16 protein-coding genes are annotated in these 18,013 nt (G+C 62.6%); 9 read left to right on the top strand and 7 right to left on the bottom strand.

The genetic code is table 11. The features are described 5' to 3' along the window. Positions 1–46: 46 nt before the first annotated feature. Positions 47–787 carry an SDR family NAD(P)-dependent oxidoreductase gene (locus tag D0B32_RS07985; protein ID WP_117333306.1) on the top strand — a complete coding sequence of 247 codons (741 nt, stop codon included), beginning with the start codon at positions 47–49 and terminating at the stop codon, positions 785–787. 51 nt (positions 788–838) lie between these two features. On the opposite strand, the gene D0B32_RS07980 is transcribed toward D0B32_RS07985, so the two are convergent. Next, positions 839–1,558, bottom strand: coding sequence for a carboxymuconolactone decarboxylase family protein (locus tag D0B32_RS07980; RefSeq protein WP_181969741.1), 720 nt, complete (start codon positions 1,556–1,558; stop codon positions 839–841). Between the two features lie 149 nt (positions 1,559–1,707). Here D0B32_RS07980 and D0B32_RS07975 point away from each other — a divergent pair, with 149 nt between their 5' ends. Both D0B32_RS07975 and D0B32_RS07970 read left to right on the top strand, forming a co-directional pair. Further along, the gene (locus D0B32_RS07975) at positions 1,708–2,604 is read left to right on the top strand and encodes a LysR family transcriptional regulator (protein WP_117333304.1); all 897 of its coding nucleotides are present in this window, start codon (positions 1,708–1,710) and stop codon (positions 2,602–2,604) included. A gap of 131 nt (positions 2,605–2,735) precedes the next feature. Next, entirely contained in the window at positions 2,736–3,749 is a 1,014-nt protein-coding gene (locus tag D0B32_RS07970) for an aldo/keto reductase (protein ID WP_117333303.1), read from the top strand. A 38-nt stretch (positions 3,750–3,787) separates the two neighbouring features. On the opposite strand, the gene D0B32_RS07965 is transcribed toward D0B32_RS07970, so the two are convergent. Then, complete coding sequence (locus tag D0B32_RS07965) at positions 3,788–4,840, bottom strand: LysR family transcriptional regulator (RefSeq protein ID WP_117333302.1); 1,053 nt, start codon at positions 4,838–4,840, stop codon at positions 3,788–3,790. Positions 4,841–4,926: 86 nt separating this feature from the next. On the opposite strand from D0B32_RS07965, the gene D0B32_RS07960 reads away from it, so the two are divergent. Together D0B32_RS07960 and D0B32_RS07955 are read left to right on the top strand one after the other, a co-directional pair. Continuing rightward, positions 4,927–6,318: an MFS transporter gene (locus D0B32_RS07960; RefSeq protein WP_117333301.1), complete on the top strand. Its 1,392-nt coding sequence runs from the start codon at positions 4,927–4,929 to the stop codon at positions 6,316–6,318. A gap of 70 nt (positions 6,319–6,388) precedes the next feature. Beyond that, the gene (locus D0B32_RS07955; protein WP_117333300.1) at positions 6,389–7,090 is read left to right on the top strand and encodes an enoyl-CoA hydratase/isomerase family protein; all 702 of its coding nucleotides are present in this window, start codon (positions 6,389–6,391) and stop codon (positions 7,088–7,090) included. Positions 7,091–7,125: 35 nt separating this feature from the next. Here D0B32_RS07955 and D0B32_RS07950 read toward each other — a convergent pair whose 3' ends face one another. Together D0B32_RS07950 and D0B32_RS07945 are read right to left on the bottom strand one after the other, a co-directional pair. Further along, complete coding sequence (locus D0B32_RS07950; RefSeq protein ID WP_259294911.1) at positions 7,126–8,556, bottom strand: methyl-accepting chemotaxis protein; 1,431 nt, start codon at positions 8,554–8,556, stop codon at positions 7,126–7,128. Positions 8,557–8,918: 362 nt separating this feature from the next. Further along, the gene (locus D0B32_RS07945; RefSeq protein WP_117333298.1) at positions 8,919–9,668 is read right to left on the bottom strand and encodes an Asp/Glu racemase; all 750 of its coding nucleotides are present in this window, start codon (positions 9,666–9,668) and stop codon (positions 8,919–8,921) included. Between the two features lie 132 nt (positions 9,669–9,800). On the opposite strand from D0B32_RS07945, the gene D0B32_RS07940 reads away from it, so the two are divergent. Further along, positions 9,801–10,832 carry a LysR family transcriptional regulator gene (locus D0B32_RS07940; RefSeq protein ID WP_259294910.1) on the top strand — a complete coding sequence of 344 codons (1,032 nt, stop codon included), beginning with the start codon at positions 9,801–9,803 and terminating at the stop codon, positions 10,830–10,832. Between the two features lie 97 nt (positions 10,833–10,929). On the opposite strand, the gene D0B32_RS07935 is transcribed toward D0B32_RS07940, so the two are convergent. Further along, entirely contained in the window at positions 10,930–11,673 is a 744-nt protein-coding gene (locus D0B32_RS07935) for an SDR family NAD(P)-dependent oxidoreductase (RefSeq protein ID WP_117333516.1), read from the bottom strand. Positions 11,674–11,776: 103 nt separating this feature from the next. Continuing rightward, a complete protein-coding gene (locus D0B32_RS07930) occupies positions 11,777–12,523 on the bottom strand; it encodes an SDR family NAD(P)-dependent oxidoreductase (RefSeq protein WP_117333515.1) in 747 nt (248 codons plus the stop codon). A gap of 241 nt (positions 12,524–12,764) precedes the next feature. On the opposite strand from D0B32_RS07930, the gene D0B32_RS07925 reads away from it, so the two are divergent. After that, positions 12,765–13,691 (top strand): LysR family transcriptional regulator, encoded by a 927-nt coding sequence (locus D0B32_RS07925; RefSeq protein WP_117333297.1) that lies wholly within the window; start codon positions 12,765–12,767, stop codon positions 13,689–13,691. 128 nt (positions 13,692–13,819) lie between these two features. Next, positions 13,820–15,433 carry an MFS transporter gene (locus D0B32_RS07920; protein WP_117333296.1) on the top strand — a complete coding sequence of 538 codons (1,614 nt, stop codon included), beginning with the start codon at positions 13,820–13,822 and terminating at the stop codon, positions 15,431–15,433. A gap of 49 nt (positions 15,434–15,482) precedes the next feature. Here the strand turns inward: D0B32_RS07920 and D0B32_RS07915 are convergent, their stop codons facing one another. Beyond that, complete coding sequence (locus tag D0B32_RS07915; RefSeq protein ID WP_181969740.1) at positions 15,483–16,262, bottom strand: class I SAM-dependent methyltransferase; 780 nt, start codon at positions 16,260–16,262, stop codon at positions 15,483–15,485. Between the two features lie 380 nt (positions 16,263–16,642). Here D0B32_RS07915 and D0B32_RS07910 point away from each other — a divergent pair, with 380 nt between their 5' ends. Next, positions 16,643–17,905, top strand: coding sequence for a GNAT family N-acetyltransferase (locus D0B32_RS07910; RefSeq protein WP_117333294.1), 1,263 nt, complete (start codon positions 16,643–16,645; stop codon positions 17,903–17,905). Positions 17,906–18,013: the final 108 nt, after the last annotated feature.

Below are 18,013 nucleotides of genomic sequence, written 5' to 3'. Positions count from 1 at the left end.
ACGGCAATTAGGATGGTCCTGTCATCCATCCTGACAGGAAATTTCAATGACTACGCTTGCAGGCAAGACCGCCGTGATTAGCGGCGCGACCACCGGCATCGGCCTCGCGATCGCGCAACGCTTCGTCAACGAAGGCGCCCATGTGTTTATCTTCGGACGCCGCCAGGCCCAACTCGACGCGGCCGCCGCCACCCTCGGGCGCAATGTCACCGCGATTCGCGCCGACGCCGCGGATCTCGCTGATCTCGACCGCGTCGCTGCGGCGGTGCGCGAACAGACGGGGCGCGTCGACATCGTCGTATCGAACGCGGGCTATACGGAACAGGCCCCGATCGACACCCTCACGCCCGAGCATTTCGACAAGGCGTTCAATCTCATGGCGCGTGGCCCCGTGTTCCTCGTGCAAAAGCTGCTGCCGATGATGCAGGGGCGTGGCTCCATCGTGCTGGTCTCCTCGGCCATGCACTTGATGGGCATTCCTGGCCACACGGCCTATGCGGCGACCAAGGCGGCCTTACGCTCGTATGCCCGCACGTGGGCCGCGGAATTCAAGGATCGCGGCATTCGCGTCAACATGTTGAGCCCCGGCGTTACGGATACGCCGATCCTCGACGCGCAGTCGGCGACGCGTGAAGAACTCATCGAGATGTATGAGGGCATGGTGCCGCTCGGTCGCATGGCGCGCGCGGAGGAGATTGCCAATGCCGCGCTCTTCCTCGCTTCCGATGAAAGTTCGTACGTGACCGGTGCGGATCTGATGGCCGATGGTGGCATTGGCCAGGTTTGAAAGTACGCTGGTCAGGAAGGCATTTGCCTTCCGCCAGCGGACCCGTGAACCTCAGCCGGGTCGCTTTTCAAATACATCCTTGACGACCGGCAGCGCCGTGAACACGGTGGGCCAGCCGGCGTAGAACGCCAGTTGCGTCATCACCTCCGACGCCTGCGCCATCGTCAGCCCGTTATCCATCGCCCGGTTCAGGTGGTAGGTCAGTTGCGCGACCTGACCGCCTGCGACCAGCGCGCTGACCGTGACGAGACTGCGGTCGCGCGGCGCCAGACCCGGTCTGAGCCACACATCGTTAAACAGCGTATCCCGAGTAAATTCAACGACCCCTGGCGAGACCGCACCGAAGTTCTGCTGCACGGTGCGTTCGCGCTGGGCCTCGGCAGCCTCGTCGAGCGGCAGAAACTCGACCGTCGCTGACGGGAGTTGCGCGGCCGTAATGCCGCGTTTTGCAAACACGGCGTTGGTGGCTTGCACCGCTGCCATCGCATTCGCCCAACCGGAATAGAACGCCAGATGCGTGATGATTTCCGATATCTCGCCAGGCGCGAGGCCGCTGTCGAGCGCGAGATCGAGGTAGAACGGCAACGCCACGCTCTGATTGCGGGCAATCAGAACCGACATGGTGACAACGCTGCGATCCCGTGCGGAAAGCTGGGGGCGCTTCCACAGCGTGCCCAGCACGACCTCCTGGGTGTAGCGCTCGAGGGCGGGCGCGACGGTGTGCATGGCGGCGAGCAGATCGACGCTATCTGGATGATCCAGACTTTCCATATGAGCTTTCCTTTTGAACGGCGGACCGAACGAGGTCGCCATAACGGGAGTTGAATGCGCGGAAGATGCGCCAGACCGTTAATCTAAGGTGTGCACTCGCGCGTGACTAGACGCTAGAATCGGCAAACACCTATGAAACGAGTTCATCAATGCGCCGAGAAAGCTACAACGACCTGCTGGCACTGATCGCCGTCGCGCGCGAGCGCAGCTTTACGCGTGCCGCCGCGCAACTTGGCGTATCGCAGTCCGCGCTCAGTCATACCATCCGGGCGCTCGAAACCCGGCTCGGTTTGCGGCTCCTCACTCGCACGACGCGCAGCGTCGCGCCGACAGAGGCCGGCGAGCGACTGATTCGCACCATTACGCCGCGCTTCGAAGAGATCGACTCGGAACTGACGGCCATCACCGAGTTCAGGGACAAACCTGCGGGCACGATCCGCATTACCGCGACCGACTACGCCACCGAGACGGTGCTGTGGCCCCGCCTCGCGCCGGTCTTGCGGCTGTACCCGGATCTGAAGGTGGAGATCACCACCGACTACGGCCTCTCGGATATCGTGGCAGACCGTTACGACATCGGCGTTCGTCACGGCGACCAGGTGGCAAAGGACATGATCGCGGTCCGGCTCGCCCCCGAAATGCGCATGGCAATCGTCGGGACGCCGGGGTATCTGAAGACGCGCGCGTTGCCGAAAAAGCCGCAGGACCTGACCGCCCATAACTGTATCAATCTGCGCTTGCCGACGCTGGGCGGCCTTTACGCATGGGAGTTGAAGAAAGGCAGTCGCGAGGTGCAGGTGCGGGTGGACGGACAACTCGCGTTCAACGGAACCTACCCGATGCTGGCCGCCGCGCTGTCGGGCTATGGTCTCGCTTACATTCCGGCTGATCTCGCCGAGCCTCACGTCAAGGCGCGCCGCCTCGTGAAGGTACTGGAGGACTGGTGCCCCGCGTTTCCGGGCCTGCATGCCTGCTACGCCACCCGCCGCGAGTTCTCGCGGGCGATGACCGTGGTCATCGACGCGTTGCGCTATCGTGCGAAATAGTCGGGCATGGCCCGCGCACCAGCCAATGTATTCATGATCTCAGTTCATGATGGTTTGCCGTTTTACGGTCTTTATCGCTGGATTCGTTGACCCTATCATTCTCCATTTGAGCCTGCATGGAGATGATGACAATGGACTACCGCTACCTGGGCCGCAACGCCCTCAAGGTTTCGCCCCTGTGTCTGGGCACGATGATGTTCGGCGGCGAGACAGACGAAGCCACCGCGCGCCGGATCATCGACACAGCCTTCGATCAAGGCGTCAATTTTCTCGATACCGCGGACGTCTACCACGCCGGCCGGTCAGAAGAAATTGTCGGCCGCGCGATTGCGCAACGGCGCGACGACTGGGTCGTAGCCACCAAGTTTGGCTATCCGGCCTCGCCCTCTGCGCGGCCGAACCAGCAGGGGCAGTCGCGCAAATGGATCTGCCAGAGCGTCGAAGCCAGCCTGAAACGCCTCGGCACCGACTACATCGACGTGCTGTATTTCCACCGCTCGCTGGTCGATGCCCCGCTGGAGGAAGGCGTGCGTGCCATCGGCGATCTGATTCGCCAGGGCAAGGTGCGTTATTTCGGCCTGTCCAATTTCCGCGCCTGGCGGGTGGCAGAAATCGTGCGTCTCGCGGATCAACTCGGCATGGATCGCCCGGTTGCCATCGAGCCGGTCTACAACATGGTCGACCGCACGGCCGAGGCCGAACTGATGCCCGCTGCCGGGCACTACGGTATGGGCGTCGTGCCCTACAGTCCGCTCGCGCGCGGTGTGCTGACCGGCAAATATGCACTCGACACTGCCTCGCCCGCCGACTCACGCGTGGCGCGGGGCGACAAGCGCATCCAGCAGACCGAATGGCGGCCGGAATCGCTCGCCATTGCACAGAAGGTCGCAGCGCACGCCGCCGAGCGCAATACCACTTCCATTGCTTTTGCCATTGCGTGGGTGCTCAAGAATCAGCTGGTGAGTTCCGCCATCGCGGGGCCGCGTACGCAGGCGCACTGGGACAGCTACATGGATGCACTCGCGCTCCAGCTCGGACCAGACGACGAGCGCTTCGTGGATAGTCTGGTGCCTCCCGGCCATGCATCGACGCCCGGCTATACGGACCCGAACTATCCCATCGAAGGCCGACGCGTGCCGGGTTGATGGGCGGATCGCGGCACACCTGACAAGACGATCGAATGTCATCCCAGTTCATGCAGCAACTGCCGCTTCACGGCCGCGACGTTCTTCGGCTGTTTCAGGCTTTCATAGATGCCGATGACACGCCCGGAAGTCGAGCCGAGCAGCGGCAGCACCGTCAGCGATTTTTCACGGTCCCATGCCACGTGTTTGAGTTGCGGAATGATCGAGATGCCGACGTTTTGCCGGACCAGGTCCATGATCGTGCCGATCGAGTTGACTTCCAGCATCTCCGTTGGCTTCACACGCATTTTCTGCAGGATCCGTTCAATCTCGCGACCAATCCCGGTTGAGCGGTCGTAGCGGATAAACGGCTGGGAATCGAGTAGCTCTTCGGCCCGTGCATTCCTCGAAGCCGATTTGCTGTTCACCAGCATCACCAGCGGCTCGACATACAGCGGCGTCCACACGCCGGGGCGATCCTTGCTGTTTTCTCTCTGCTCCACCACCGCCGCGTCAACCTCGCCTGCCCTGACCCGCTCGCACAGGTCCAGATCGTGTCCGAGAAGCAGTTTGAGTTCGAGGCCGGGATGCCGCTCTTTCAAGGCCAGCGCGGCCTTGCACAGAAAGCCCGTGGCGGAGACGATTGCCCCGACCGTCACGGTGCCGCTCAGATCGGAAGACTCGGGCTGAGTCTGCAGCATTTCTTCGTACACCGAAACCATTTTTCTCGCGTACGGCACGAGCGCCCGGCCTGCGGCAGTCATCCGGCTGCCCCGGCCGGACCGGTCGAACAGCGGGCGGCGAAGCTCGGCTTCTAGCGCGCGCATCTGCTGCCCCACGGCGGCCTGGGTGAGCCGTACGTGATCGGCCGCCGCAGCCATCGAGCCATATTTCTCGACGGCGAGAAAAGTACGAAGAAAGCGAATCGTGCTCATCGAAATCTTTCTCGCTATGAAGTCAGCAGACACGAGGCGTGACACGGGAATACTAAACGTTTCGTTTACTGCGAGCAAAACAAAAAAAGGCTTGTTTTTTACTTGTGATATGCGAAATTCGTATCTGAAGTGAAAGACGCGAGTAAGGAACGCGCGCACGGCATTTCCGGCCACCATGATGATTCGGCGTGGTCCCGGAATGGGAGCGCCGTGGCCACCCGGCGCCGCCTGACCGTCGCATCCCGACCCAGTGAGAACTATCCATGTCGACCCGCCGAGAGGCCGTGCCACGTCTGCCCGCCTCACCCGACGAACGGCGGGTGAGCAAGGTGCACGCGCGCCCGATCGTCCTGTCCGTTGCCGGCAGCAGCCTCGAATGGTTCGATTTTCTTTCTTATCTGTTTCTTTCGAAAACGATTGCCAGTGTCTTTTTCCCGCTCAGCCACGCCACGGCCGGGTTATCGCTCACCTTCGCCACGTTCGCAATCGGCGTGATTGCGCGGCCACTGGGCGGCGTCATCTTTGCGTTGTACGCCGACCGGCTCGGACGCTTTCGCATTCTCTCGTTGCTGATGATCCTGATGGGAATCGGCACGGGCCTGCTGGGCGTTTGTCCCTCATATAGCGAGGTGGGGATTGCCGCGCCCATCGTGATGGTCTTCGCGCGCATCCTGCAAGGCGTTGCGGTGGGCGCGCAGTTTGGCGTTGCGTCGCAGATCATCGTCGAGAATACGCCTGCCGAACGGCGAATGTTCTTTGGCAGCTTCAACATGTCCGCCCAGGCGCTCTCGGCCGTACTGGCTGCGACGTGCAGCTATTTTCTCATCACCCGTCTTTCCGACGACGCGCTGAGAAGCTGGGGATGGCGCTTACCGTTTCTGGCGGGCTCAATCATCGGCCCGCTGGGTGTGATCCTGAAACACCATTCTTCGCAAGTGAACGCGCTCGAACACGCACACCCCGAACGTGCCGCCGACGACGAGCCGCTGTGGACGCAGTGGTCGAGCTTCGTGCGCTCGAATACCGACAACGTCGTGTGCGCGATCGGTGTCATCACGGTGGCCACCGCCTCGAATTACCTCTGGGCGATTTATATCCCCGCGTATGTCGAGGTGCACCTTCGCCTTCCCATCACGGCAGCCATGCTGGGGGTCATTCTTTCGCAGGCCCTGAACGCGCTGTGTTTTCCCGTCGCGGGCTGGTTCGCCGATCGCTATGGCGCGTACCGGATGTTCTTTCCCGTCGTCATTGCATGGGCGCTTTGTGCGTATCCGATGTTCCTGTTCATCGTCGATGCGCCTTCGGTTGCCCGCTTGCTCTGCATGCAACTGCTTGCCGGGCTCTTTCAGACGGCACTCGCGGGGCCGCATGCCGGCATGCTGGCCACCCTGTTCCCCTCCCGATCGGGCGCGACGGGCATGTCCCTGTCGTATAACGTGGCGGTCACGTTGTTTGGCGGCATGGCCCCGTTCACGATCAATCTGCTCACGGAATGGACCGGCAATAGCCTCGTGCCGCCCACCTATCTGGTGACGACAGCGGTGTTTTCCATTGCGCTCGTCTACGCGACACGCGCCGGGCGGCAACAGTTAGCAGCGGATCGCGAGCGCTTTGGAGGCCGGCCGACGTTCGCATGCAAGGGGGCCGTGAAGTGAAGTCGTTCCGCTCGTCGCAGGCCGGGCGACGTCCCTCCACCTTTAGGTTTAGCGCCGGACAGGCCGAATCATGAACCACTTTGCAATCCAGCATCATTCGTTGTACGAAAGGAGAGACGGGTTCCATGTCCGCATCGACGATCAGCAGACACGCGCCGACATCACCCTCGCCCAGCCGCCCACCAATTGCCTCAGCCCGCGGCAATTCGAGCAACTGCGCATGGCGTTCGAGCGTCTGGATGACAATCCCAACGTACGTGTGATCGTTCTGCGGGCCGCGGGAGATCACTTCTCCAACACCGCAAGCGCGCAGTTGGAGGCGGAAATCCGCCGCGCCTCGCACGCCCGTCTGGCATGGGACATCAATGCGCCGCTTCGCTGCAGCAAGCCCGTGGTGGCGGCCAATCGTGGACATTGCTTCGGCACGGGTTTCGCCCTGTCGCTGGCGTGCGATCTGCGCATCGTCACCGAAACCACGCAATACGGCTTTCCGTTGAAGAAAGACGATTCCCTGAACGGCACCTTTGGATGGTCGCACGCGCTCGAGATGATCGGCAGTGCACGCATGCGGGAAATTCTTTTGCGGGCGCGTCCCATCGCCGGTCCGCAGGCCTTCGAATGGGGCCTCGCGACCGATTTCGTTGCCGACAGCGATCTGGAAGAAATGACGGATGCGACCGTCCGAGAACTGCTGGGCGCGTCCGCAACGATGCACAGCACCGTCAAAAGTGCACTAATGGATCTGGATGACCCGTCGTCCTCGGCGCGTTAAGACCTCACGCTGCGTAGACGCTTACACCGGCCCGTCTATAACTGAAACGTGCTGACCACGGCATTGAGCCGCGCCGCCTGACCCCGCAGACTTTCCGTGGCGGCAGCGCTTTGCTCGACGAGCGCGGCATTCTGCTGCGTCACCGCCTCCAGTTGCATCACCGCCGCACTGACCTGTGTAATGCCGGTGGTCTGCTCGCCGCTGCTCTGCGAGATGGTGTCGATCAGTTCACTGACGAGGCGCGCCTGATGCACGACATTGTCGATCCGGCCGCCCGCTTCGTTGACGATTTCCACGCCGGAGCCGACCCGGCCCGTGCTATCGCCGATCAAGCCCTTGATCTCTCGCGCGGCGCTCGCTGAACGCTGCGCGAGCGAGCGCACTTCGGTCGCGACAACCGCGAAACCCCTGCCCTGTTCGCCGGCACGCGCCGCCTCCACCGCCGCGTTCAAGGCGAGGATGTTGGTCTGGAACGCGATACTGTCGACCACGCCGCTGATGTCCGAGATCCGCGCCGAGGCTTGCGAAATCTCGTGCATGGTGGCGACGACGCGGCCCACCGCCTCGCCGCCGGCAAACGCCGCAGCCGAAGCGGCACTGGAAAGCTGCGCGACTTCTCCGGCGGTGCGCGCCGTATCCGTGACAGAGCCCGTCAGGCGTTCCATCGAAACGGTGGTGGTTTGCAGACTGGAGGCCTGTTCCTCCGTGCGCTGGCTGAGATACAGATTGCCGAGCGCAATTTCAGAGGCCGCCGTTTCGATCGAGGCAGCCGCCGCGCTGACCTCGCGCATGCCTGTCTGCATCTTCTGGACGGCCGCTTTCAACATACGGGCCGTCGGCGCGCTCACGTCCACTTCGCTGACGTCCAGACAGAGCTGGCCGTCGCGGTCGATGGCCCGCACGACCTTCGACAATTCCGCTGCTTCTACAGCGCCGCGGCGCAGACACACGGCGAGATAAATTTCGATGCCGGTCTGTCCGGCCACGTAGCCCGCATGCAGCACCATCTTCCACAGGTCCGGGGTCGCCGTGCAGTAAAACCCAAAGCTAAGCGCCTGCAAGCGGTCGAACAGAAAGTGATGCACCACGAACAGCGCGGCGGCAAGCACGAGCACGCGCCAGTCCTGATAGACCAGCAACAAGCCCAGCAGCACGAATACACCGAAGTGAAACTCCACGGTGCCGCGCGCCAACTGGATATGCAACGCCACCAGCGCGACATTACAGACCGTCAACACGACCCGCGTTGCCACACTGCCGCGCGCCGTGGCGAATGCAGCCGCGCCGACCAGTAGCAGCGGCACGCTCACGCTGATCGCGAGCAGCGCATCGCCGTAGTAGCTGCCAACTGCCAGCGCCAGCACCGAGGACACGCCCAGTGCGATCAGGAGGACAAGATCACCAGAACGGGCAATAGCGGATACTTCCGTCGTCCTCGGAATCCGCGCTGCCATTAATTCGGACATCTGACTGACTCTCCCCGGGCCGACACCCATCCGTTCTTCCCGCGCCGATCCCCTCGGCGCAGCGACAATCCATTGCAGCAAAGGGCACTGGAGCGGCGCCGACACGCACGACGAGACGCTCTGGTACGCCCAAAGTTGAACACGGGAAGAACCGCAGTCGCGGTCCGTGTCCGTAATCTTTACTCTGCAAGGAATGTATCGGCCATTTTTACGCTTTCTTTAGCACTTTTATTGCGTCAAAACCGCGTCACTCCGCTTTAATTTCGCAAAATGCGAATTTATTCTTGCGGATGGGGGCGGCGCGACGCCATTTCGGCCCCGGGCGCCGTGGAAAACCCACCCCGCCGTGGAAAACCCATCTATTACGCCCCGGCGAGCAATGCCCCCGCTTGCGGAACGATGGGTTCGAGCTTCAGACGGTCCAGCATGCCGCGCGCGGTGCACACCGCCGTCGACACCGTGCGGATGCCGAGCATGTCTTCGATGCGCTGGATGGCCGGCAACGACGGCATTTGCACGCATGCCGACGCGACGACCACATCCGCGCCATTGGTATTGAGGCGGCGCACATCGTCGACCAGCTTCAGCGGGTCGCGCAGGCCCACTTCGAGGTTGTCGGGAATCTCAAAGCAGATCGAGTCGATCACTTCGATCCCTTCGTTTTCGATGTACGAGACGACGAGGTCGGTCAACGGCCGCATATACGGCGCCATCAATGAAATTCGTTTGGCGCCGAGCGTCTTCAGCCCTTCGATCAGCGCGCCAGCCGAAGTCATGACGGGCGCGAGGCATTGATTCGCGCGCGCCACTTCCGTGAGTTCACGTTCGGTCTGTCGATGGTATCCGTGTCCCATCGACATGATGGCGACGAGGCACGCCGTGCTCATCACGTCGACGCGCGCGTCCGCCAGTTCAGCGGCACAGCGCAAGCCCTGCTTGTTCATTTCCTGCAGTTCTTCTTTGGTTACCTTATGCATTCGCATCCGGCTCGAATGGAAGGTAAAGCGCTCGGGCCTGATGGCCTCGCGCGCCCGGAGCATGGCCGGTATTTCGGTCTCCATCGTCGTGTTTGAGCTCGGCACGATCTGCCCGATACGGAAATGGGATGTCATGGCGGTCCTCGAGAAAAAGCATGATGTCGCGATCACGCGGTCGTCTATGGTGGCGTGCGGGTGGCCGCGGTGATGGATGGAATCTGCTATGCAGCCGTTCCTCACCGGCACCCTGTTTGGCACGCGGGCATCATGGCATTTGCCAAAGTCCGCGAAAAGTTCTTATTCTTCAAGCTAGACATCGTCAACCGCGATGGTGTGAACGTTACTAGCGCAAGCCGAAATGCGCCGCGCTGCGCTCTTTCAGGAAAAACGCCGGTGAGATTGGATATCGAGTCTCTCAGGATCTTCGTTGCGGTCATCGAAGAAGGCAGTATTGCGGCGGCCGCCGCGCGCACCCATCTCGTCGCGTCGGCAGTCAGCAAGCGTGTCTCGGATCTGGAAGATGGCACCGGCACCGCGCTGCTTTATCGACACAGTCGCGGCGTGCAGCCCACTGCTGCCGGCGAGGCGCTCTATCACCACGCGAGGCGTCTGGGCGAGTATCTGCAACAGATTTCGGATGAGATGTCCGACTATTCCGCAGGGCTGATCGGGCACGCACGTGTCTACGTGAACTTCACGGCGATGGTGCAATATCTGCCCGATGTATTGCAGTCGTTTCTGCGCGAGAATCCCCGGGTACAGATCGAGTTGTTCGAGAAATCGAGTGACGAGGTGGTGCGTGCCATCGCAAGCGGTGTGGCCGATCTGGGCATCTGTTCGGCAGATGACGCAGCGCTCGGGGATTTGCAACGCCAGCCTTACGGCATGGACAGACTCGTTGTGATCGTGCCGGCACAGCATCGTCTCGCACAACAGCAAGCGGCCAGTTTCGCCGATTTCCTCGACGATGACATCGTCACCATGCCCTACGGCAGCTCGATTTCGAAGCTATGTCGCGCTGCGGCTGAGCACGCCGGCAAGCGGCTCAAGGTGCGCATCGAAGTGACCAGCTTCGAAGGAGTCCGTAACATGGTAAAAGCGGGCCTCGGTGTCGGCCTGCTGCCCTATGACAGCGTGAAGTCCTATATCGGATCCGAGCCTTTTCACGTGATCGCACTCCACGATGCGTGGGCCTTGCGCCCGCTGGTGATCGTCTCGCGCAACTTCGCGTTACTGCCGGTGCCGGCGCGCATGCTGGTCGATCATATCAACCGGTTCAGGGCTGAGGGTCCGGCATGAAGACGCTGGATTGGCCCGTTCTTTTCAGCGTGCTGGCCGATGACGAAGACCGGCGGTCTCCGTCATCAGCCCGGCCGTACGCACCCCCTATACAACCTTAAGCAGCCGTGCGCCCGCCATTCACTCTAAGCACTTCGCCGGTCATATAGCTCGCCCTCGTTGCGACGAACACAATCGCCTCCGCGATTTCCTCCGGCGTGCCTGCGCGCTGCAGCGGCACCGTGGCAAGCATGCTGGCCTTGCCCGTTTCGGAGCCGGTTATCCGGTCGAGCATGTCCGTTTGTATCGGCCCAGGCGCCACCGCATTCACACGGACATTGAAGGTGGCCGCATCGAGCGCCGCGGACTTCGTGAGGCCCTCCACGGCGTGCTTGCTGGCGACATAGAGTGCATTCCTCGCGGCACCCCGAATGCCCATTGTCGAGGACACGTTGACGATACTGCCGCTGCGCTGCGCCGACATCGCACGAATCTCGTGCTTGAGCGCCAGCAACGTGCCGAGCACGTTGGCATCGAAGACCGCGGCGTAGCGCTCCACGGTTTGCTCGGCGATCGGCGCAGGTTCGCCCTCGTAGCCCGCGCTATTGACCGCGATGTCCAGACGGCCGAAGCGCGCCATGACGCTCGCCACCAATGCCTCGACCTGGTCCTCGAAGCGCACGTCCGCCTGCATGAATTCCGCTTCCGCGCCAAGCGAGCGCAACGTGTCAGCCAGCTTCCTGCCCTCTTCCGGGCGGCGCCCCGAGACGACGACGCGCGCCTTCGCGCCGGCGAATGCCAGCGCGGTGGCTCGTCCGATGCCCGAAAGCGCGCCGGTAACGAGTACCACAGGTGCATCAATCATGTTTGGACTCCTTCATAACCTCTTCCTGTTGTTCCAGCCGCTTCGGATCACGCAGCGGCAAGGCATGCGCCGCATGCCCGCACCGCTGCGCCATACCGCGTCAAGCGCTATAGCCGCCGTCAACCGGAATGATCGCGCCCGTGATGAAGCTCGCGGCAGGACTGACGACGAAGGCGACCACCGCCGCGATTTCTTCCGGCCGACCGAATCGTCCAAGCGCGGTGGCAGCCGCCTGGGCTTCCGCAAACGGGCTATTGTCGGGATTCATTTCGGTGTTGGTCGATCCTGCGCCGATCACATTCACCGTAATCCCCTTCGCGCCGAGATCGCGCGCGGCCCCTTTGCTATAGCCTTCGATCGCGCGCTTGGTGGCGCTGTAGTCGGCCAGACCCGGCCAGGTGGAGCGCAGCGCCAGCGCCGACGAGATCGACACGATCCGGCCACCGCTTTCCATCACGCGCGAGGCTTCGCGAATCGCGGTCACCACGGCTTCATAGTTGATGCGCAGTTGCCGCTCGAAACCAGCGGTGTCGACGGTCTCGGCAATCGTGCCGGTTTCGAAGACGGCTGCGTTGTTGACCAGGATATCGAGCTTGCACAGCCGCTCGACGACCTCCGCGATCAATTGCTTGACGGCGCCTGCGTCGGCCTGATCGGCCTTCAGCGCGATGGCTTTGCCGCCAGCGGCTTCGATTTTTGCCACCACGTCCGTCGCGCTGGCCGCGCTGTTCGAATACGTGAGCGCGACGGTCGCGCCTTCCGCTGCGAGTTGAATAGCGGTAGCGGCACCAATGCCGCGTGAGCCGCCCGTCACCAGCGCGATTTTTCCTTGAAGCGTCTTTGCCATGATTCTGTCCAGAAGGTTGAGGTCCGTCGTGTCCGCTAGCGCCGCTAGAGCGCCAGGAAAGGTGTGCGTGACAGTCGGGACCGTGATTAAACGGCTGCGGCAGACCAGCAGTTCGTTGCCGGTCACTGCCGCGATGAGCAAAGAGTACGGGCAGCGCATCGCCGCGTCCAATCAATGATTTGCGGGTGTACCATCACCACGAGTGATGAAACACGACGAAAAATAGCCACTGGATCGCACCATGAAAGACCTCGATCTCCATTTGCTTTCCATCTTCGACGCCGTCATGACCGAAGGGTCGGTGACCAAGGCGGCGGATCGTCTGGCCATGACGCAGTCCGCTGTCAGCAACGCGATCGCCCGGATGCGTGTGGTCTGGGACGATCCGCTTTTCACCCGGCACGGCCGGGGTATCAAGGCGTCCGCGAGAGCGCAGGAGCTTTGGCGCGAAATTCAGGAACCGCTCGCGGCGATCCGCATGGCCGCATCACCCGTGCGCTTCGAGGCGGCGACCTCGACCCGCGCCTTCCGCATCGCTGTTACCGATTACCTGTCCGGCGCGCTCTGGCCTGTGCTGCGCCAGCATATCGAGCAGCACGCGCCACACATCCGGATCCTCGCGGTGCCCTACACCAGTCAGGCAACCAGCGCCCGGCTGCGGGACAACGAGATCGACCTGTGCCTGGGCGGCCTTCAGCATCTGGGCGACGAATTCAAGCTGCAACGCCTGTTCACGGAGAACTGGGTCTGTGCGATGCGGCGCGATCATCCTCTCGCGAAGTCGCGCATCACCGAGGCCAGATTTCTCACCGCCGAGCATCTGCTCGTCTCGCTTTCGGGTGATCCGGTCGGGGTTGCCGATGCAGCCCTTGAACGCGCTGGCAAGCGTCGTCGCGTGGCGATGACGCTCAACAATTTCGCCGGCGCGCCCGCGCTGCTGCTTTCGTCTAACCTGATCGCGGTGCTGCCCGAAGGCGTGCTGCTCACCCATCCCCTCAAAAACCAGGTGCATACCTGCGAAGTCCCGCTGGAAATCGCACCGTTCGACTGTCAGATGGCCTGGCATACGCGCAACACGCGGGACGCCGCGCACCGCTGGATCCGGGCGCTGATCGCCGGAACCTGTGACCGCATCTGGAACGCAGCGGGTGCGTCCCGATCAGGCTGAAGCTTGGAGCTCGCAACACTGATTACTTTCCCGGCGCGCGAGGGGCGTACCATCGAGGGCGTACCATCACGGAACGGAACGGCATGGCGAATGCCCATGCAGGCCGATGCTGCGGCGAGGAGCGGACCATGGCGAGTCAGCTTGAGCTTGACGATCAGAAAGGGCAACTGCTGCCGTTTCGCGAGTCGGTGCTGGCGATGCTCGGCGTCGCGTCGGTGGCCATGCTGATCGCGCTCGACCAGACCATCGTGAGTACCGCGATGCCGCGCATCGTCGCGGAGCTGAAGGGTTTCGAACTCTATGCGTGGGTCGCGACGGCCTACATGCTGGCGTCGGTCATCACGATTCCCATTTTCGGCCGCCTCGGCGATCTGTTCGGCCGCAAGCCCTTCATGCTGGCGGCGATTCTGCTCTTCACGCTGGCCTCGGTGCTGTGCGGGATGGCCACCAACATGCTGTTTCTGGTGCTCGCACGCGGCCTGCAAGGTATCGGCGGCGGCATCATGATCGGCACCGTGTTCGCCACCGTGGCCGATCTGTTTCCCGATCCGCGGCGCCGTCTGCGCTGGCTGGTGTTCGTCACGTCGGCGTTTGGCCTCGCGAACATGGTCGGGCCGACGCTCGGCGGCATGCTGACCCAGCATGGTGGCTGGCGGCTGGTGTTCTTCGTCAACGTGCCGGTGGGCATCATCGCGCTGTTCTTCGTACGCAGCTTCCTGCCCCATCTGCGCCATGCGCGCGACGGCGCGCGGCTACGGCTCGACTGGCTCGGCGCCTTCGTCCTCGCCGTCACGTTCGGCGCGTTGCAGCTCACCATCGAACTGTTCCCAAGGCAAGGCTGGAGCACCGCAACGACTGCGCTGGGCGCGCTCACGCTGGGCTGCGCGCTCACGCTGTTCTTCTGGGAAAAGCGCATGGGCTATCCCATCATCCCCGTGGACATGCTGTTCGACCGCAAGCTGCGGGCGCTCTTCGCGATGTCGGTGCTCGGCGGCTTTGCGCTGTTTTCGCTGGTTTTCTACGTACCGCTGCTGTTTCAGGGCGGCTATGCGATGTCGCCGCGTGCTTCGGGCATGCTGATCACGCCGCTGCTGCTCGGCACGACGGTGGGCAGCTTCATCAACAACCGCGTCGTGACACGCGTGCGACGCGCCAACGCGCTGCTCTACGTGGGCTTCGCGTTGTCCGCTTTCGCGAGCCTCGCGGTGGTCGTTCTGCGCGGCAAGGAGCCCCATCTGGTGTGGATGGCGTGCATGGGCGCGAGCGGCCTCGGGCTGGGTCTGGTGGGCACGAGCCTCACGGTCTGTTCGCAGCAGATCGTTTCGCGCGATCATCTGGGCGCCGCGACGGCGCTGCTGCAATCGCTGCGAACGTTTGGCGGCATGCTGGGGACAGCGTTGACGGGCGCCCTGCTCGGCCACCTTTACACGATGGGCGTGAATCGCTCGCTGGATTCGTATCAGGCCGCCCAGTGGTTCAAATCGTTTGCGAGTCCTGAGGTTCTCGTGGACCGTGCCGACCAGGCGGCGCTGATCAGCCGCCTCGTGAGCGCGGGCCACGCCGGCGACGCGATGATGAGCGCGGCGCGCAGCGCGCTCGTCGATTCGATTCACGTGGGCCTCACCGTATCGGCGGTGGCGGCACTCGCCGGACTGTGTCTCGCATGGCTCGTGCCGCCGGTGCGCGTGGGCTATATCAAAGCGCCATCGCCGGGCGCCCCCTCCCAGAACGCGCCGTCGTAACGTGGAAGCGTGAATGACGACGGCGGCGCGCCACAGCTCGATTCAAACGCTATTCAATCACGGCAGTAAAGCGATCCTTGGTCGTAATGCGCCCATTGCGGGCCGCAAACGCATCGGGCCGCGCGCCGCGCACGCTTTGCCAGATGACGACACTGTCGGCCACCTCGGGTCCAAAACCCAGTTCATCCGGATCGTACGGAAACGTCGTGGCAAACCAGCGTCGTAGCGCGGTCGAAGCGTCGAACAGAGCGCCGCACACCGGAATGTCGTAGACGATGAAAAGATGCTCGATTTCACCGCTTGCGAGGCCCGCTTCCAGATTGCGCAGCAGCGTCGCCATCAGCTCGTCGCCGAACGGATTGAACATGAACAGGACGATTTTGCCGGCCGGTAACGCGAGGTTTTCCGCATCGGCGATGACGGCGCGAATGGGTGGACGCGCGGGAAAACGCCGTGCAATCGCCGCAGCGTTCGCGTTCGCGGTCGCCACGAGATCCGGGCTGATGTCATAGCCGCGCACCTCCGCGAACGGATACTCGGACGCGACGATCAGCGGCCGGCCCTTGCCGCAGCCAATGTCGACGAAGGTATAGCCGCGGATATCGCCCAGGGTATCGAGCGCGCGCCGGATGATGGTCGGCTGCGAACCCATATACGGATTGAGCTGATCGACCCTGCACCCGTCGGGTTGAATGCCCAGTTCGTCCACCAGTCCGCTGGTATCCGTGCCGTATTGCAGGTCGATCGGATGACGGCGCAGACAGCCCGAATACACCGCGCGCAACAGCGGCAAGCGGATACAGATGCGACGCACTTGAGGCGCGAACATGGCGCGCTGCACGCCATCGGGCAATCGCGCCAGGGCGTTCAGGAGTGTTTGCTTAAAGCTGTTTCGCAGTGACATCGTCGGGCGTTGAGCAGAACGTTCTGGATACCTTATAACCTCCCGGCATGCTCGCGCCGCACGGCGTTAAGCAGCCGCCATAGGCCGGTCGTTTTACGACAGGCAATACTTTCCGGCCACCTCAATCGCCTGGAAAACTCGCGGAAAGAAGCGCCATTCGCGCTGCGGCCGTTCATTGCCATTCGCCCTTATCCGACCAGCATCAGTGCTCTCGCGCCGCTCGACTTGGAATCCAGTTAGCAAAATGGCAAGCTGATTCGCAAAACAGCAAGTGCCAGCAAGGGCCAAAGAGCAAGGGAGAGATCATGGCGCCGGACCCGCTGACTTCTGCATTGGACTCACAAGCCGTGATGTTGAGCGGCTCGCTTGCGGCCACCGGACACGCTCCGGATTCGGTGGCGCTTCACCACGAAGTCAGGGTCATCGAAGACCTGGCCGCGTTCCGGGCACTACGTCACGAATGGGACAATTTCGCGGCCGCCGTGCGTGACGCCTCGTTCAGTCTGGCCTATCCGTACTGCGAGCTGGCGGTCGAACTCGCGCTCGCCAGAGGGGCGCAGGTCGCGGTGGCGATGGTGCACGAGCGCCGTGAGTTGCGCGCCTTGTGGCCGGTCGCGATCGCGCGCCGCGGTCTGCTGCGGATCGCCCGGCCGCTGGGTTGCGGCAGCGACGAAGAATACGGCGCACCGCTCGTGCATGCGCTGGCAGGCAGTGCGGTGATGGGCGCGATACTTCAGGCCGTGACGGGTTTGCGCGCGGACGTTCTCGAGATTCGTTTCGTGAGAACCGATAGCGCGTTGCAGGAAGCGCTCGCGTCATGCAGACACTCGTGGATGCTGCCCTTCGTTCCGCAGCGCTTGCATCATCTGCCGGGTTACGCCATACGTCTGCGCGAATTCGAGCGTTGGGACGATTTTGCCGCGACCTTGTCGAAGTCGCTGCGCGCGGAACTGCGCGGCCATCTCAGGCGGCTCAACGCGAAGGGTCAGGCGGAATTCGGCTGGTGCAAGAGTGCTGATGACGCCGAAGCGGTACTGAACTGGCTGTTCGCGACGAAGCGGCAATGGGCGATCTCGCGCGGCGTGACAACGAAGTATTTACTGAACGACAAGGTGCGGGATTTTTTCATCGCGCTGGCGCGGCGCATCGATCTCGCGACCACACCGCTCGTCACGTATGTGAAGCTCGACGGCAAGCCCGTTGCCGCATCGGTGAATCTGGTGAGTCCGCGCGTCTTCGAGGGATTCGTCCTGACCTACGATGAGGCATTCAGCGAATGTTCGCCGGGCACGCTGCTACAGGAATTCTGCGTGAAGTGGTCGCACGAAAACGGCCGCGAGTTTGATTTCCGCCCGCTGTTCTCCGCCTACAAGGCACGCTGGGCGACTCATCAAACGGTGCATGACACGCACACACTTTTCCTCAGCGCGCGTGGGCGGTTTATGGAGTGCGCGTTGCTGACGGCTTACGCGGCGCACGCTGTGCACGGCGTGAAAAAAGTCATCGCGAAGCGGATCAAGGCCATCTGGCGCAAAAAGAATCGCAGCGCACCAGGTCACGCCAGATGAGCTGGGCGACGCTGAAAAAACATCAGAAACAGCGCTTTTTGTCACGCCAGGCCATTTTGTTTTTCTATCGCCGTTCCTCTTGAACGTCTTACCTGTATGGGATTGTCT

Origin of the sequence: Paraburkholderia sp. DHOC27 (assembly GCF_003429005.1) — a bacterium.
Lineage (GTDB): Bacteria > Pseudomonadota > Gammaproteobacteria > Burkholderiales > Burkholderiaceae > Paraburkholderia.
Note: the sequence above shows the minus strand (reverse complement) of the source record. Positions and strands in the feature narration are given on the sequence as shown.

Coding starts and splice junctions, on each gene's coding strand:
- D0B32_RS07985 (WP_117333306.1), top strand. CDS start 47: ATGACTACGCTTGCAGGCAAGACCGCCGTGATTAGCGGCGCGACCACC.
- D0B32_RS07980 (WP_181969741.1), bottom strand. CDS start 1,558: ATGGAAAGTCTGGATCATCCAGATAGCGTCGATCTGCTCGCCGCCATG.
- D0B32_RS07975 (WP_117333304.1), top strand. CDS start 1,708: ATGCGCCGAGAAAGCTACAACGACCTGCTGGCACTGATCGCCGTCGCG.
- D0B32_RS07970 (WP_117333303.1), top strand. CDS start 2,736: ATGGACTACCGCTACCTGGGCCGCAACGCCCTCAAGGTTTCGCCCCTG.
- D0B32_RS07965 (WP_117333302.1), bottom strand. CDS start 4,840: ATGGTGGCCGGAAATGCCGTGCGCGCGTTCCTTACTCGCGTCTTTCAC.
- D0B32_RS07960 (WP_117333301.1), top strand. CDS start 4,927: ATGTCGACCCGCCGAGAGGCCGTGCCACGTCTGCCCGCCTCACCCGAC.
- D0B32_RS07955 (WP_117333300.1), top strand. CDS start 6,389: ATGAACCACTTTGCAATCCAGCATCATTCGTTGTACGAAAGGAGAGAC.
- D0B32_RS07950 (WP_259294911.1), bottom strand. CDS start 8,556: ATGTCCGAATTAATGGCAGCGCGGATTCCGAGGACGACGGAAGTATCC.
- D0B32_RS07945 (WP_117333298.1), bottom strand. CDS start 9,668: ATGACATCCCATTTCCGTATCGGGCAGATCGTGCCGAGCTCAAACACG.
- D0B32_RS07940 (WP_259294910.1), top strand. CDS start 9,801: ATGGCATTTGCCAAAGTCCGCGAAAAGTTCTTATTCTTCAAGCTAGAC.
- D0B32_RS07930 (WP_117333515.1), bottom strand. CDS start 12,523: ATGGCAAAGACGCTTCAAGGAAAAATCGCGCTGGTGACGGGCGGCTCA.
- D0B32_RS07925 (WP_117333297.1), top strand. CDS start 12,765: ATGAAAGACCTCGATCTCCATTTGCTTTCCATCTTCGACGCCGTCATG.
- D0B32_RS07920 (WP_117333296.1), top strand. CDS start 13,820: ATGGCGAGTCAGCTTGAGCTTGACGATCAGAAAGGGCAACTGCTGCCG.
- D0B32_RS07915 (WP_181969740.1), bottom strand. CDS start 16,262: ATGTTCGCGCCTCAAGTGCGTCGCATCTGTATCCGCTTGCCGCTGTTG.
- D0B32_RS07910 (WP_117333294.1), top strand. CDS start 16,643: ATGGCGCCGGACCCGCTGACTTCTGCATTGGACTCACAAGCCGTGATG.